Here is a 16,008-nt window from a genome sequence, read left to right on the forward strand (position 1 = left end):
GCACCTCTTTCAAAGAGGTACTGACAACCGGTCATCCCCTGGCGCATTGTAATCCATGCGTCCTTATGATTTGGAATATTGTTTCTCATGCATCTCAAAGACTTAAAAGCACGCACTCCAGCAGATCTTGTGGCCATGGCGGAAGAGCTTGGTGTTGAAGGCGCCTCTACCATGCGCCGACAAGATCTTATGTTCTCAATCCTGCGCGAGCTTGCCGAAGATGAGGAATATGAAGAGAAAATTATGGGCATCGGCACTATTGAAGTGCTGCAAGATGGCTTTGGTTTTCTGCGTTCTCCCGAAGCAAACTATCTTGCGGGTCCCGACGATATCTACATTTCGCCAAACCAGATCCGCAAATGGGGTCTTCGCACGGGCGATACAGTCGAAGGCGAAATTCGCGCACCTAAAGACGGGGAACGCTACTTTGCTTTGACCAGCCTCAGCACGGTCAACTTCGAAGATCCTGATGCGGTTCGTATGCGCACGAACTTCGATAACCTCACCGCGCTTTACCCGACCGAGAAATTGAGCCTCGATACGCTTGACCCGACGGTAAAGGACAAATCGGCCCGCGTGATCGACATCATTTCGCCGCAAGGTAAAGGCCAGCGTGCACTGATCGTGGCACCGCCGCGTACTGGTAAAACGGTTCTTCTCCAAAACATTGCCAAAGCGATCACCGACAACCATCCAGAGGTGTTCTTATTGGTTCTTCTGGTTGACGAACGCCCCGAAGAAGTCACCGATATGCAGCGCAGCGTTAAAGGTGAGGTGATTTCTTCAACCTTTGACGAACCCGCAACGCGCCACGTTCAAGTTGCTGAAATGGTTATCGAAAAGGCCAAACGACTGGTTGAACACAAGAATGACGTAGTTATTCTGCTCGATTCCATCACGCGCCTTGGCCGTGCTTACAACACTGTGGTGCCATCATCAGGTAAAGTTCTTACAGGCGGTGTGGATGCAAACGCGCTCCAACGTCCCAAACGTTTCTTTGGTGCAGCGCGTAACATCGAAGAAGGGGGTTCGCTGTCTATCATCGCAACCGCTCTGATCGATACTGGTAGCCGGATGGATGAAGTTATCTTCGAAGAGTTTAAGGGCACAGGTAACTCCGAGATCGTCCTTGATCGCAAGGTATCCGACAAACGCATCTTCCCAGCGCTTGATGTGGGCAAATCGGGTACGCGTAAGGAAGAATTGCTGGTCGAGAAGGACAAGCTGTCCAAAATGTGGGTCCTTCGCCGCATCCTCATGCAGATGGGCACCGTAGATGCGATGGAATTCCTCCTAGATAAGATGAAGGATTCCAAAACAAACGAAGATTTCTTCGATACGATGAACCAGTAGGGCAGCGCCCTTGAGATAGGGCCCAAAAGTACAGAAGCGGCGATGCGGGTTCGTCCGGGTCGAGCGATGATGCGGAGCTGAATTGAGGCTTGTCCTAGCCTTTCTTAAGCTGCGCGCCCATCATCTCCCAAACCTTGTTAACTGCTTGGAGTGGGCGGACCATCACTTTGAAATCAGTGATTTTTCCGTCGTCATCAAAGGTGATGATATCGACCCCGTTTACCTGAATCCCTTCCATCACAGTCTGGAATTCAAGCATGGCTGAATGGCCGCTTGCGACCTCGCGAAGATATTCAAAACTCTCATTTCCAAGTGTTTTGCCTGCAGCAGAAAGGTAGGCTGTCGTGATTTTCCGACCCTTTTGCGGTGTGTGAACAACCGGCGAATGAAACACCACATCATCGTGTAGGATTGAGGTGAGACCTTCGATACTGCTGCCCCCAGCAAGAACCTCATGCCAATGCGCAAGGCCGGCAATAGCGGGTGAGGGCTGCTTAGCGGCGGTTTGGGTCATCAATATCTCGCTTGGTCCAATCTAAAGAGAATCAAGCCTAGCCATTGCTTGGCTCTTGATGCAAACCCAAATGTGTTGTTGGCCAAAGCGCAAGAACAGCAGGCCGCGGGAATAAGGGAGAGTGTGATGAAGGTGAACATAGAATTTGATTGCACACCCCAGGAGGCGCGCGAATTCCTAGGCCTTCCTGATGTATCAGAAGCAAACAGCATGTACGTTGAGAGCATCACAAAAGCGATGAAGGGCGTTCAAAACCCTGCACAATTGCAAGAATACGCTTCTGCGTTGGCGCCTATGGGCCAAATGGGTCTCAAGATGTTCCAGAGCTTTGTTGAGGGCGGCATGCGCGGGGCCGGTGTTGGCGGCGGAAAATCAAAAGGCGGCTCTGACGACTGAATTATGTGCGGGTTAGAGTCATTTTGTTAGAACAAAGCTGCTGGGGCGAGTGTCAGTAAGATGAGCGGCGACCTGCCCACCATTTTTGCCATTTCGAGCGGTGCTCCACCAGCAGCGATCGGTGTTATCCGGGTTAGCGGTTCAAAAGCAGGGATTGCTTTGCTGACCTTGATAGGCCGTGATGTTGAACCGCGGCGTGCGTCTTTGGCCAAATTGCGGGATAATGCAGGCGAAACTCTCGATGAGGCGCTTGTTTTGTGGTTTCCGGGGCCAGAGACTGCGACTGGCGAGGATTTGGCTGAACTTCATTGTCATGGAGGCCGCGCTGTCCTTACCGCTGTGTGCGAGGCGTTAGGGACGATGGATGGCCTTCGCCCAGCCCAAGAAGGCGAGTTCACCCGCCGCGCCTTTGCAAATGGACGGATAGATTTGGCGCAGGCTGAAGGGCTTGCGGATCTCCTAGAGGCGGAAACCGAATTGCAGCGCGCGGCCGCCATACGCAGCGTAAGCGGCGCAATTTCGAACAAGGTCGAAGGCTGGCGAGAGCAGGTCTTGCATCTTTCTGCCCAAATCGAGGCCGCGCTCGATTTCTCTGACGAGGACGATGTGAGCGATCTGCCTTCGTCTTTTGCTCAAAACATCGATAAATTGACTTCGTCACTGGAAGAATGGCTAATGCGGCCACGCTCTGAGCGGTTGAAAGAGGGTTTGCGGATTGTCCTTGCGGGACCGCCAAATTCTGGGAAATCTACTCTGTTTAATGCGCTGGTGGAGAGTGAGGCAGCAATCACCTCCTCAATTGCCGGCACAACGCGTGATGTAATTGAACGCAGTGTAGCAATCAGCGGTGTTCCATTTGTCTTCATCGACACTGCCGGATTGCGCTCAGAAGGAATCGATGAGATCGAAACAATCGGTATCCGCCGCGCAAATGATGAGTTTGACCGCGCAGACCTCGTCCTGTGGCTTGGCGCAGAGGGGGAGGGCCCTGATGGTGCATGGGAAGTTGCGGCGCGATCTGATTGTTCAGATTTTGTGGCAAAACCTAGCGCCAATCACCGCGTTTCGGCGAAAACGGGCGAGGGGTTGGCTGATCTGAAGGATGTTTTGGTCGTTTTTGGTCGGGGCAAGCTTCCTAAGCCGGGCGAGGCAACATTGAACGCAAGGCAGCGCAAGAGGTTGATCGAGGCGCATGACGCAGTGGTATCGGCCAAAGCGCAGGGTGATTTCCTCCTAATTGGAGAGGATTTGCGCAGCGTTCGCCTCGCATTCGACCGCCTCATCGGTCGCACTTCGACAGAAGATATGCTGGATGCGCTGTTTGGCCGTTTTTGCATTGGCAAGTAGTTAGACAGCCTTGGCCGTAACACCGAGTTGAACGCTTGTGTTTCACGTGAAACAGTTTTGCGCCATTAGGTCTTTGACGGGGCGGGGGTGAGCCACTATTCGGCAGCCCATGCAGAATTTCGATGTTCTTGTGGTTGGCGGCGGGCATGCCGGTGTTGAAGCGGCCTGCGCTGCTGCGCGCATGGGTGCGCGAACGGCGTTGGTCAGCTTTGACTTGGACGCTATCGGAGCGATGAGTTGCAACCCCGCCATCGGAGGTTTGGGTAAAGGGCATCTGGTTTGTGAGGTTGATGCGCTCGACGGCGTGATCGGCTGCGCTGCGGATGCTGGCGCGATCCATTACCGTATGCTCAACCGGTCAAAGGGTAGCGCCGTTTGGGGACCACGTGTTCAAGCGGACCGGAAACTCTTTAAAGCCGAAGTGCAGCGAATTGTGCGGGCGCAAAGTAACCTCACTCTCGTTGAAGGCGAGGCCGCAGCACTCTCCCTCAAGAGCGGCAAGGTTGCAGGGCTTGAGCTTGCAGATGGTACGACAATCAAGTCCGACCGCGTCATCCTATGTACAGGAACGTTCCTTGGCGGCATTCTCTTTCGCGGAGAGGAGCGTTTCGAGGGTGGCCGCATCGGTGAGAGCGCTGCCGCTCGGCTCGCTGAACAGTTGCGCGGGGCCAAACTGCCAATGGCGCGGCTTAAAACAGGGACACCCCCAAGGCTCGATGGGCGCACGATTGATTGGTCCAAGCTTGAAGAACAGCATTCCGACGCTGACAATTGGACCATGTCGGCCATGGCAAGAGACCGTGTGAACCAGCAGGTCTTTTGCGCGATCACCCGGACCACTCAATCTGCTCACGATATCATTCGCGAAAACCTCCACCGCTCCCCTCTCTTCTCCGGAGCAATTGGGGCCGCAGGTCCGCGCTATTGTCCGTCCATTGAAGACAAAATCCACCGCTTTGGCGATCGCGACGGCCATCAGGTGTTCTTGGAACCAGAAGGGCTCGACACTCATTTGATCTATCCCAATGGGATCAGCACCTCACTCCCAGTTGATGTGCAGCACGACATGCTCCGTCAAATGCCGGGTCTTGGCGCGGTGGAAATGGCGGTGCCTGGCTATGCGGTGGAGTACGATCATATTGATCCGCGCGCGCTAACCCCCGATTTACAACTACGTGCAATTCCCGGCCTTTATTGTGCTGGGCAAATCAATGGCACCACGGGATATGAAGAAGCTGCCGCACAGGGCTTGGTCGCTGGTTTGGAGGCCGCTGCGGCTAGCTTGGGCCGAGCTGCTCCAGCGCTCGATAGGGCGAACTCCTACATTGCAGTGATGATCGATGATCTAACGTTGCAAGGAGTGTCAGAACCCTACCGGATGCTGACCTCACGCGCGGAGTACCGGCTTCGCTTACGAGCCAATAATGCATCGACGCGGCTGACTCAGCTCGGCATCGATGTGGGTTGCATCGGTGAGGAGCGGGTGCAGTGGTTTAAGGCACGCGGTGTTTCACGTGAAACAGTGCGTGAAGCCTTTGTTATGAAAGTCCACTCACGCGAATTGGCTGATGCAGGTTTCAACGTGCGTAGGGATAGCGGCGAGAAACCTGTAGAAGAATGGCTCAGACATGGCGGTGTCGACCTAAAAGCGATGGCTCCGTGGCTTCAAAGCTTGGAAGGGGTTGAACAGGATCTTCTCGATGAAGTCGCGGAAGATGCAGCCTATGCACCCTATCTCGCACGGCAGGAGGCGGAACTGCGTGATTTGCGGGCGAGCGAAGCACTCGGCCTTTCGGCTGATTTTCCATACGATCAGGTGCCGGGCCTTTCCAATGAGATGGTGGAGCGGTTGACGAAGGCTGCGCCTGTCAATCTAGCAGCAGCGGGCCGTGTATCAGGTATCACCCCCGCCGCACTCTCAGCATTGCTTGTGCACGCGCGTCGTTGGCAAGGCGCAGCATGAGCCAGCAGGATCATCTCTTGAGGACAGAGGATGAGGCGCGCCTTTATGCAAAGGGCCTTGGTGATGATAAGGCCGGTGAGCGTCTGGAGCAGTATGCGAGCTTGCTCTTGGATGAGAACCAACACCAAAACCTAATCAGCAAACCCAGTGAGGCATCCCTTTGGGTGCGACATATCGCAGATAGCGCCCAACTTCTTGAACACATCAACCATGCTTCCGGTGTTGACGATGGGGGACATTGGCTCGATCTTGGGAGTGGTCCGGGCCTTCCTGGGTTGATCATTTCAATTCTCCGTCCCGAAATGACTGTGGTTTTGGTTGAGTCACGCGCGCGGCGAGTTGAATTTCTCGATCATTGCGTCTCTGAACTGGGTTTGGGTAATTGCACTATCATTGGTGAGCGTTTGGAGCGTGTTGAGCCCTTTGATGCCCGTGTCATTTCGGCACGCGCCTTTGCTCCTTTGGAAAAGCTCCTCCGCTTATCCTCACCCTTCTCCACAAAGCAAACACGCTACCTCTTGCCCAAGGGGCGGTCGGCGTCGCACGAACTTGAAAAGGCAAAACCGTCGATTCGGAGCATGTTTCACGTGAAACACTCGTTGACCGACGCAGATGCAGGCATCATCGTGAGTAAATAGCTCCGAAAAGGCCAACCAACGAGGGAGAGCGTTAGTGCTTACGATTGCCATTGCAAACCAGAAGGGCGGGGTGGGTAAAACCACAACTGCTATCAATATGGCCACAGCAATGGCAGCGACGGGCTGGCGGACGCTTTTGATCGACCTGGATCCGCAGGGAAATGCTTCGACTGGCCTTGGGGTTGAAGCTTCAACCCGTCATGTGTCGAGTTACGACTTGCTTGTAGAGGGTCTTCCCCTTGCTGAAGCGACGATGGAAACAGGTATTCCGGGGCTCGATATTGTACCAGCAACCGTTGACCTCAGTGGGGCCGAGGTGGAGTTGGTATCTGTCGAAGAGCGAACCGAGTGTTTACGCAAAGCTCTGGCTGGGCACACTGAGCACGAAATCTGCTTTATCGACTGCCCGCCATCGCTCGGTCTTTTGACGCTGAACGCTTTGTGTGCGGCGGATTCGATCCTTGTGCCGCTGCAATGTGAGTTTTTCGCGCTTGAGGGTTTAAGTCAGCTTTTACAAACAGTTGAACGGGTTCAACAGGGTTTCAACCCAGAGCTTAACATCATTGGCGTTGCTCTTACCATGTATGATCGGCGCAATCGTTTGACCGATGAGGTGGCGGATGATGTGCGCGAAGTGCTCGGCAATTTGGTGTTTGAAACTGTTATTCCGCGCAATGTGCGCCTTTCCGAGGCGCCAAGTCGCGGGCTTCCGGCATTGGTTTACGATCACAGCTGTGTCGGCAGCCGGGCCTATATTGCATTGGCGCGCGAATTGATTGGACGATTTCCTCCTGAAAGGCAGGTTGCAGCATGAGCGGCAAAACAACAGAACCCATTCGTTTCTCCGCTCCGCAGCGTACGCCTGCTGATCGTAAAAAGAAGCTAGGCAAGGGGCTGGGCGCCTTATTGGGTGAGACCAAGCGAGAAGAGCCTTTGGTCAAGACCGATGTCGGCACTTCCGGTGCTGGCGGGGATCAAGATTCGCAAGGATCAATCGGTTCGAGTGATTCTTCGCTTAAATCGTTATCGATTGCCTCTATTTCGCCTTTGCCCGGCAACCCGCGCAAACATTTTGATGAAGGTGCGCTTGAGGAGTTAGCCGCATCGATTGCCTCTCGCGGTGTTATTCAGCCCATTATTGTGCGGCCCAAGGGTAGGGGCCGTTATCAACTAGTTGCGGGTGAGCGCCGTTGGAGAGCTGCACAAAAGGCCCGTCTGCACCAAATCCCCGCGATTGTGCGCGAGTTGAGCGAGCGCGAGGTTATGGCGCTTGCGCTTATTGAAAACCTCCAGCGCGAGGACCTTAACCCGGTCGAAGAAGCGCGAGCTTATCAGCGCTTGGCCGATGATGAAGGTATGACCCAAGCGGAAATTGCTCGCATGGTTGAAAAGTCGCGCAGCCATGTCGCGAATATTCAACGTCTGTTGGGCCTTCCAGAAGCTGTGCTTGATCTGGTTGAGGGCGGTAAGCTCTCTATGGGCCATGCGCGCGCTTTGGTTGGTCACGAAGACGCAGCTGCGCTTGCGAAGCAGGCGGTGAATGACAAACTTTCTGTGCGAGAGATCGAGAAGCTCGTTCGCAAAGTTGCCAAGCAGGTAAGCGGGCCAACGGGCCCCAAGCCAACAATCACTGCTGCAGGTGATGACGCAGACATCGTAGCTGTCCAACGCCACCTTGAGGAGTTTTTGGGCCTCAAGGTCCGGATTAAGGCTGATGCTGATCCTCGATCTGGAGAGATTTCCATCAAATATGGCTCTCTCGATCAACTAGATCTGTTGTGTCAGCGCCTAACAGGCGGTGATTTTTAAGAAGGAATTTTTTAAACTAGCGGGCTAAAAAATCCTGATTTTCAATGATTTACTGGCCCCAGAGTGCAAATCCTACTGCGCTGTTAACCATACCTAAAAACGAAAGCGGAACCTCGGACATCTACTTAGAGTTGGCGAACGGGGAAAAACTCGTTCGGTTAGGGTGGATCGGTGCAGTGATTCGCATGGGTTGCGAAAGCGCGGTGTCCTTCATCCTGACTACGGGAAAAAGAATTTTCAGAAGGACCACAATATGACCAAGATGTTTCGCACTGCCGCTGCTGGTGTTGCACTTTTCGCTGCTGTAGGCCTCGGCTCTACAGCTCACGCACAGGTTACTGAAAGCGCTGACGCGACTGCAGAAGTTCTTGCTGCACTTCAACTGACCAACGATGCTGGCCTCGACTTTGGCGCGATCGTTGTCAACGCGGGCTCAACTGGTGGCACTGTGGACATGCCAGCAAGCACTTTCCGCTCATGTAGCGGCGACGTAATTTGCGGCCCAGGCGGCACCGAGCAAGCTTCAGCCTTCACCGTAACCGGTGCAGCTAACACGAACGTCGATGTTTCTGTGCAAGACCTCGTTGCAAACCCTGTTGTTCTTACTCACACTGGTTTTGCTGGTTCAACCAACAACGAGCACGTGATTGAGCTGACAGCTCTTGACGACGGTTCGCTCGGTGGTTTCCCACTCTTCAGCGGTTCTGAAACATTCAACGTTGGCGGAACAATTTCCCTCGACGGTTCTGAAATCGCTGGCACGTATGAAGGTTCGTTCGACGTAACCGTTCAGTACCAGTAATCTCTTATCGGTGAGCGCCGCCCTTAGAGGGTGGGCGCTCACTTAGAGACCAGATCAAGAAGCCGCACCCTAACCATGGGTTGCGGCTTTTTGCTTATGGGTTTCAAGGTTTTGAGAGGGTGATCTTTAACCAATCTTAACCCTATTTGCTTACCACCTATACGTGAAAACGCGTGGAGGCTCGGCTGGTGATGAGCTTCCATTCAAGGGAGCTACCGGTACCATGCCACTGAAGTCATTTGAAAAAACAATAAAAACTGCTGTTTGCGCTGCTGCTTTGGGGGTTGCCTCACTGTCTGGGGTCATGTCCACAGCTGCGCAGGCGCAAGGGGATCTTCTGGTCGCTCCGACACGAGTGATCCTTGATGGCTCACGAGGGACAGAAGTCATCCTCAGTAATATTGGATCAGAAGAAGCGACGTACCGCATCGGCCTCGAGCTTCGCCGTATGACCGAAAAGGGGCGTTTGGTCCCGGTTGAGAAGAGCGAAGCCAACGGCGTTGAAGAGGCGTCGCTTGGTATGATTCGTTTCGCCCCTCGCCGCATCGCTCTTCCCCCAGGTCAACCACAAGCTGTGCGCCTTGCCGCGCGCCCCGGTGCAGAACTTCCTGATGGTGAATATCGCGTCCACATGTCGTTCAAAGCGATCCCGCGTCCACGTGAGGTTACTGAGGAAGAAACACAGTCTGATGCGGTCACTTTCCGTCTTGTGCCAATTTATGGAATCACCATTCCTATCATCGTGCGCCATGGCCGGGTGGAAGCGCAGGTTGCGCTTACCCAGCCGAGCATCGTCACCGGCGAAGATGGTCGTCCAGAACTTGCAATGACGATCGAACGTTCGGGAGAAAGCTCAACTTATGGCGTGCTGAGCGTTGTGAAGCCTGGAGTGGATGAACCCATTGTTCTCGCAGGAGGCATTGCTGTTTACCCCGAGATTGGCACACGAGAGGTGCGCATTACGCTGACAGATGAACAGCTTACCCAAATCAGGGGTCCTGGCCGGATTGAGTATCGCGAATTACCAGAGCAGGGCGGTGCGCTGATCGCCGCTATTGATGGGATGATCGGCTAAGCCTGGCCGGATCAATCGGGACAAATTCCCGAATTTATTCCTATGACTGCACTACGCCAACGAATTCTAAGCGCCGCTGCGATTGCCGCAGTGGCGCTTAGCTCGTTTGCGTCTGATGCGCCGGCCTATGCCCAAGAAAGCAGCGCGGGCCAAAGCAGCTGGCAGGCGAATGAAGACGATTATCTCCTGCTTCAGATGAAAATCAAAAACTACAACTTGAGTTACGAGGTTCGCGGCTATCAAACGGACCGCGGCGTTTGCCTGGATTTCGCAGATGTTGTGCAATCTCTCGACCTTCCGATCCGCATCGATAAGAAGTCGCGCCGCGCAACTGGTTGGTTGTTCGCGGAGGATCAGGAAATCACAATTGATCGCGCCTCCAACACGGTACAAAACGTGAACAGGGGGCCGGCACCTCTTGCAAACGACATTTATGACACGCCTGAGGGATGGTGTGTTGATACACGGGCGCTTTCAAGGTGGTTTGGCGTCGATTTCACGCCCGATCTGTTCAATGCAGCGGTGAAGCTCGAATCCGAGATCGAGCTGCCGTTTATGCAAGCGATTGAGCGGCGTAAGCGGGCTGAACGCATTAGGCCGCGCAATGTAAGCTTCGATCTTTCGCAATACCCGTCTTCCAAACTGGAATATCGCAACTGGCGTACACCTTCGGTGGATGTGGTCGCCGATGTAGAGGCACGTAATAATAGCGGTGTCGCTGGCCGGGTTGAGTTTTTTGCCGCTGGCGAGGCGCTTGGCGCGAGCTATACGGCCCGAATCAGCACAGATAACAGGCTTCGTCCTCAAGCTGTTCGGGTCCGGGCTTATCGCAGCAATGCTGAAGGCGGCCTTTTAGGCCCTCTTGATGCAACAGATGTCGCGATTGGTGACGTAGAGACAATTCCAGGCAGACTTGTGGGGCAAACCGCAGTGGGCCGCGGGGCATTCGTCACCAACCGCCCCTTGAATCAAACATCGCGCTTCTCAACCACGGTTCTTCGCGGCACTTTGCCATCGGGTTGGGATGCTGAGCTTTATCGCAACGGTCAGTTGCTCGCCTTTCAGGGGTCGCGGCAGGATGGCCGGTATGAATTTGTCGATATCGAACTGTTCTTTGGCCGTAATGACTTCGAAGTGGTTCTGTATGGCCCTCAAGGCCAGATCAGACGAGAACGATCATCCATTCCCGTGGGTGTCAATCAGATTGAACCGGGCCAGACCTATTATTGGGCTGGTGTGGTTCAGGACAACCGGGATCTGATCCAACTCGAACCCTTGACTGCAAGGGACGAGGAGATTCCACAAAAGTGGCGATGGGGCACAGGCGTAGAGCGCGGGCTTAGTAAGAGGACCAGCGTCGGTTTTGGTGTTCACAATTTGTTCCAAAATGACGCCCGGCATACTTATACTGAGGCCACTCTAACGCACTCTTTGTCGTTCGCACAGTTTGAACTGGCGGCGGCGCATGAGTTTGGGGGAGGGGTTGTAACTAACTTCAACACGCTTGGACGGGTTGGAAACGTCAACTTCGGCGCAAATGCACGCGTTTTCATCGGTGATTTTTCTGGAGAGTTTGCGGATAATGACATCGATTATATTGGCGGGGTCAATTTCTCGACCTCATTGCGCATGGGCAGGCTTTCGCTCCCTATTCAGGGCGCGGTGAGCCATGCGAAACGATCCAATGGCGAATCTATCAATGGATTCAATCTGATAACATCAGTATCTGCGGGTCGCCTGTCGCTTTCCGCGCAGATCGCCCATGAACAGGACAGCGGCCGGCCGCAAAATGACAATACAGAGATCACTTTGATTGCCAATCGTCGTTGGCGTGACTTTAGATTGCGTGGAAACGCAACATTCCGCGCTAACGGTCCTGACAAAGGCCTTGAATCTGCGACTGTACGGGTCGAATCGGACATTGGCGAGGATGGCGCTATTCAAGGCGACCTCGATTACACGTCGAGGAATGACGAATTCCGCCTTACGGCTGGATACACCCATCGTTTCAAGGAGTTTTCCCTTCGCGGTGACGCCTTTGTAACGACAAGCGGCGGCGTTGGCGCTGGTATCCAAGCTGCCTTCAGTCTCGGCCCTGACCCGGTTTCGGGCGGGGTTCGTGTCACGCATTCCAAATTGGCGCGCAATGGTCAGGCCGCCGTCACCGTATTCCGCGATGACAATGGCAATGACCGCCGGGATGCAGGTGAGCCTGTGCTCGAAAACATCATGGTCGAAGCTGGACTTCGCACCACGGATGCTGTGACCGGCGCGAATGGCAAGGCCATTGTCGATGAATTGCGTCCATTCCAACCCGTTTTAGTGGGCATTGATGAAAGCTCGCTGGAAGATCCGTTCCTTGCGCCATCTTCCAAAGGGATTGTGGTAACACCGCGTCCAGGGGTGGCTGCGCAGGTGGAACTCGCCGTTTCACCGACTGGTGAGATTGAAGGGTCACTCCTTAGTGTGACTGGCACCGAGCAATCTGGGGTCAGGCTCCAACTGATCGATGAAAGGGGAGCGGTCCAAGCGGAGACCATCAGTGAGTTTGATGGTTTCTTCCTGTTCCAGCGCGTGCCTTACGGCCAGTATCGTTTGCGAATCTCAGATGAGGCGGCCAAAGCGCTTGATGTAAAGCCAGCGCTTTCGCTTAAAGATGGTCGCTTGGTCTTTAGGCTCGATCGGGACGAGGATGTCATCCGCTTCGGCACTATCAAATTAACCCGTACAGATGCACCAGACCCACCAAGCAATCAGCCAGCGGGTCCAGTTATTGCTGCTGTAAGCTCCGAATAATCGGTCTTAATTGCCCTTGATGAAGCGCGGTTTGCCTTTGATTGGGCGCGGCGCCGGTTGTGGGGCCACTGGTTGAGGTGCGGGCGCAGGAATTGTCCGGCGAGCTCCTGGAATGACCTCTTCACGTACGGTCTCTCGCACAATCACACGCTGACGTTGCTGGTATTCAACCGGCACATAGGTGATTTGCTGCGGCGGTTGATAATAATATTGTGGCTGTGCGTAGCTGTATGCTGGCGCTGCATAAACAGGAGCCGCGTAAACAGGAGTAGGGGCCGGAATTGTCCGCGCCGCAATCCGTGTGCCGCCATGCGCATATTGCGATAGATAGGCGTCAAGTGCCGCTCCGCAGTCATATTCGCCGCGATCATTGCGACCACCACCAATCAGACTACCCAAAAGAGCGCCGCCGATCCCGCCAACTCCTACACCAAGCAGAGTACCGCCAAGCCGTTCACTATCAAACACACGGTTGCCGATGATCCCGCCAGCAATTGCGCCGAGTAGGCCTCCAATAATCCCGCCTTTGCCTTTACCGCTATGACCATCGGTCCGGCGTTCGCACTCTGCGATCCATTGTTCACGCTGAAACACCTGTGCGCCTGGTGCATAGGTCTGCGCATATTGCTGCGCGTAGGAAGGGGCATATGTTGGATGGCTATGCACCTGACCTTGAACATGCCCGCGCGGAAGAGGGGGGAGTTGCGCGTCATACCCGTCTTGCCTCACATGTTGCGTGACCGATTGTGGGTAAGGAGCAGACCGGGTGATACGCCGTGTGCGAGTGATCGTCTCAACACCATCAGCGCCGATCGTTGTTTCAGAAAGCGGTGCATCTGTCGTTGGAGCTGATTGCAATTCAACCGGCAAGCTGCGCGTTTCCTGAGCGCTAAGCGGCTGAATATCAGGTATAAAATCTTGCGCAGATGCCATTGTTGGAACAGCCATCGCGGCAGTGGCCAAGCCAATGCTGGTCAAAGTTGTGCGGGTGAGAGCAGTGAAAGTCATTGTCGGTCCCCTCTTGCGCCAAACACAGATCACAGCCTTAGCGAATCGCGCGCGCCTAAGAAAAATACTTAGCAAATCGTTACCATTGGGTCCCGCCGCACGACAAACAGGCTAAAACACCGTGTCTCGAAACGGGGCGACTATCGCGGCAATGGTAAGAGGGGTTAGATCCGGTCCGACAACATCGCGGCGAGGCTCTCAATTCCCGCGGCATCTTCCTGAGTGAAGCGCCCTTTATTGGGACTGTCGAGATCGATAACCGCAATCACCTTCCCATCACGGATGATAGGGGCAACGAGCTCAGACTGGCTTGCTGCGTCGCAGGCGATATGTCCGGGAAAAGCGTGAACATCCTCGACAAGCTGCGTTTCACCGGTCTTGGCCGCAGCGCCGCATACACCAACACCGATCGGGATGCGGATGCAGGCCGGCCTTCCGGTGAAAGGTCCGAGCACAAGTTCATCCTTGCCTGAAGCACCCTCGCCCATACGATAAAACCCTGCCCAATTGAGGTCAGGCACAAATTCCCAAAGAAGCGATGCAACATTGGCCATATTGGCGATGCCGTCGCTTTCACCTTGGGTGAGCGCGTCCGCCGCATTGTGCAATTGGCGATAGTTTTCCGCCTTTCCTTGCGCCGGATCCGGTTTGAAATCGAACATTTTACAGGTTTCCTAAGAGGCGGGTCTGAATGTTGGTAGCGCTATTGGGGAGGACGGGCTGAATGGCAAGTGCGGTTGAAGGCAAGGTGCAAGGTTGTCACATGCCGGGTGCTGGCTTAATGCGCCGACATGGGTATTTTTCGAAAAGTCGCGATTGGCGCAGTCGTTTTTTTTGTCATCGTAGGTGCTGGCCTGTTTTACCTTGCCCAAGGTCAAACCGCCGAACTTAATATTGATGAGGTCACCGGCACTGATCCTATCTTGGCTGAGCCTTCGGCCGAAAATTTCCCAACTGTAAAGATTGCACAGCCGGTTGGCTGGGAAGAAGGCGATGCGCCGGTGGGTGCGGCTGGTTTTGTGACCAATCGCTTTGCCGAAGGGCTCGATCACCCGCGCGTGCTTTACGCGCTGCCCAATGGCGATGTGTTGGTGACTTTAACACGGGCACCTGCACGCCCTTCGGATAGCGACGATCAGGGCATCTTTAACAGCGTCTATAATTGGGTCGCCGACTTGCTCTTTGCCCAAGCGGGCGCTGCCGGCGCGGCTGCCAATGAATTAGTCCTGTTGCGCGATGCAGATGCTAACGGCGTTGCCGAGGTCAAGGAAGTGCTGCTGAATGCCGACGATGGTCTCGATTCCCCGTCAGGCATCAGCTGGAATGACGGCATTCTATATGTTGCCAATCATAACGCGCTCCTTGCCTTTGATTATGAGCTGGGCGCGGATGCGGCTTCTGGTGAGGCACGCAAATTGATGGATCTGCCCGGCGGCGGCGGACATTGGATGCGCAACATCGAGGTGAATCCCGACGGTGACCGGATTTATATCGCGGTTGGCTCTGTTTCGAACATTGGTGAACAGGGAATGGCAGTCGAAGAAGGCCGTGCCATGATTTGGGAATACAACCTTGAAGATGGTAGCGCGCGCCCGTTTGCCGCGGGCCTTCGCAATCCCAATGGCCTGGATTTCAGCCCATGGTCCGGCGAACTTTGGACCACAGTAAACGAGCGCGACATGCTGGGCTCGGACCTTGTGCCAGACTACCTCACCAATGTGCCGGTGGGGTCGCAATATGGTTGGCCATGGCTCTATTATAAGAACAATGTCGATCGTCGGGTTAAGACGCGTATGCCAAACTTCCATGTGGAATATACGCGGTATCCTGAATTTGCGATGGGCCCGCATGTTGCGGCGCTTGGCTTGGTCTTTACTGTCGAAGGTCACCGGATGGGCGATGAATTTGCCAGCGGCGCATTCGTGGCGCGCCATGGATCATGGAACCGCAAACCGCCTTCTGGATATGACGTGGTCTATGTCGCATTTGATGAGCGCGGCAATCCTCAAGGTAAGCCACTTCCGGTTCTAACCGGTTTCCTCAATGAGGATGGAAGCACCAAAGGGCGTCCAACCTGGGTGGAATGGGCAAATGATGGTTCGCTTCTTGTCTCAGACGACACGGCGGGCATCATTTGGCGAACACTGGTTCCTGACAGTGAAACGGGCGCAGGTATCGCCAGGGTTACCGGAGAGCCGCTGTCTCCCCAACGAGAGCTGGTCGATCCTCGCGCTCAATTCGAAGAGGAATTTCTGCGCGAGCAAGCAGCAGAAGAAGCGGGCAATTGATCCCGCCTTACGTACGTAA

General features: G+C 54.6%; 14 protein-coding genes. 11 read left to right on the top strand and 3 right to left on the bottom strand.

Annotated features, from left to right (window positions below; translation table 11 throughout):
- The first annotated feature begins 87 nt into the window (after positions 1-87).
- Positions 88-1,353 carry a transcription termination factor Rho gene (gene rho, locus ABJ205_RS09190; protein WP_348154897.1) on the top strand — a complete coding sequence of 422 codons (1,266 nt, stop codon included), beginning with the start codon at positions 88-90 and terminating at the stop codon, positions 1,351-1,353.
- Between the two features lie 94 nt (positions 1,354-1,447).
- Here rho and ABJ205_RS09195 read toward each other — a convergent pair whose 3' ends face one another.
- Positions 1,448-1,867: a nuclear transport factor 2 family protein gene (locus ABJ205_RS09195; protein WP_348154899.1), complete on the bottom strand. Its 420-nt coding sequence runs from the start codon at positions 1,865-1,867 to the stop codon at positions 1,448-1,450.
- A 126-nt stretch (positions 1,868-1,993) separates the two neighbouring features.
- Between ABJ205_RS09195 and ABJ205_RS09200 the strand changes: the two genes are divergently transcribed.
- From ABJ205_RS09200 to ABJ205_RS09240, 9 genes are all read left to right on the top strand, one after another.
- A complete protein-coding gene (locus tag ABJ205_RS09200) occupies positions 1,994-2,263 on the top strand; it encodes a DUF6489 family protein (RefSeq protein ID WP_348154902.1) in 270 nt (89 codons plus the stop codon).
- 60 nt (positions 2,264-2,323) lie between these two features.
- The gene (mnmE, locus tag ABJ205_RS09205) at positions 2,324-3,610 is read left to right on the top strand and encodes a tRNA uridine-5-carboxymethylaminomethyl(34) synthesis GTPase MnmE (protein ID WP_348154905.1); all 1,287 of its coding nucleotides are present in this window, start codon (positions 2,324-2,326) and stop codon (positions 3,608-3,610) included.
- A gap of 109 nt (positions 3,611-3,719) precedes the next feature.
- On the top strand, positions 3,720-5,573 hold the full coding sequence (mnmG, locus tag ABJ205_RS09210) for a tRNA uridine-5-carboxymethylaminomethyl(34) synthesis enzyme MnmG (protein ID WP_348154908.1): 1,854 nt from the start codon (positions 3,720-3,722) through the stop codon (positions 5,571-5,573).
- The gene (gene rsmG, locus ABJ205_RS09215; protein ID WP_348154910.1) at positions 5,570-6,211 is read left to right on the top strand and encodes a 16S rRNA (guanine(527)-N(7))-methyltransferase RsmG; all 642 of its coding nucleotides are present in this window, start codon (positions 5,570-5,572) and stop codon (positions 6,209-6,211) included. Before mnmG ends, rsmG begins: the two co-directional genes overlap by 4 nt.
- A 34-nt stretch (positions 6,212-6,245) precedes the next feature.
- Positions 6,246-7,025: an AAA family ATPase gene (locus ABJ205_RS09220; RefSeq protein ID WP_348154912.1), complete on the top strand. Its 780-nt coding sequence runs from the start codon at positions 6,246-6,248 to the stop codon at positions 7,023-7,025.
- The gene (locus tag ABJ205_RS09225) at positions 7,022-8,020 is read left to right on the top strand and encodes a ParB/RepB/Spo0J family partition protein (protein WP_348154913.1); all 999 of its coding nucleotides are present in this window, start codon (positions 7,022-7,024) and stop codon (positions 8,018-8,020) included. Before ABJ205_RS09220 ends, ABJ205_RS09225 begins: the two co-directional genes overlap by 4 nt.
- 253 nt (positions 8,021-8,273) lie before the next feature.
- Positions 8,274-8,822, top strand: coding sequence for a DUF4402 domain-containing protein (locus tag ABJ205_RS09230; RefSeq protein WP_348154916.1), 549 nt, complete (start codon positions 8,274-8,276; stop codon positions 8,820-8,822).
- A 223-nt stretch (positions 8,823-9,045) separates the two neighbouring features.
- Positions 9,046-9,897 carry a molecular chaperone gene (locus tag ABJ205_RS09235; protein WP_348154919.1) on the top strand — a complete coding sequence of 284 codons (852 nt, stop codon included), beginning with the start codon at positions 9,046-9,048 and terminating at the stop codon, positions 9,895-9,897.
- Between the two features lie 42 nt (positions 9,898-9,939).
- Positions 9,940-12,693 (top strand): carboxypeptidase regulatory-like domain-containing protein, encoded by a 2,754-nt coding sequence (locus tag ABJ205_RS09240; protein WP_348154922.1) that lies wholly within the window; start codon positions 9,940-9,942, stop codon positions 12,691-12,693.
- A 6-nt stretch (positions 12,694-12,699) separates the two neighbouring features.
- Here ABJ205_RS09240 and ABJ205_RS09245 read toward each other — a convergent pair whose 3' ends face one another.
- Entirely contained in the window at positions 12,700-13,701 is a 1,002-nt protein-coding gene (locus tag ABJ205_RS09245; protein ID WP_348154924.1) for a hypothetical protein, read from the bottom strand.
- A 164-nt stretch (positions 13,702-13,865) separates the two neighbouring features.
- Positions 13,866-14,363 carry a GAF domain-containing protein gene (locus ABJ205_RS09250; protein ID WP_348154927.1) on the bottom strand — a complete coding sequence of 166 codons (498 nt, stop codon included), beginning with the start codon at positions 14,361-14,363 and terminating at the stop codon, positions 13,866-13,868.
- A gap of 129 nt (positions 14,364-14,492) precedes the next feature.
- Between ABJ205_RS09250 and ABJ205_RS09255 the strand changes: the two genes are divergently transcribed.
- The gene (locus ABJ205_RS09255) at positions 14,493-15,989 is read left to right on the top strand and encodes a PQQ-dependent sugar dehydrogenase (protein ID WP_348154930.1); all 1,497 of its coding nucleotides are present in this window, start codon (positions 14,493-14,495) and stop codon (positions 15,987-15,989) included.
- Positions 15,990-16,008 lie beyond the last annotated feature (19 nt).

The organism is Erythrobacter sp., assembly GCF_039988855.1.
Lineage (GTDB): Bacteria > Pseudomonadota > Alphaproteobacteria > Sphingomonadales > Sphingomonadaceae > Erythrobacter.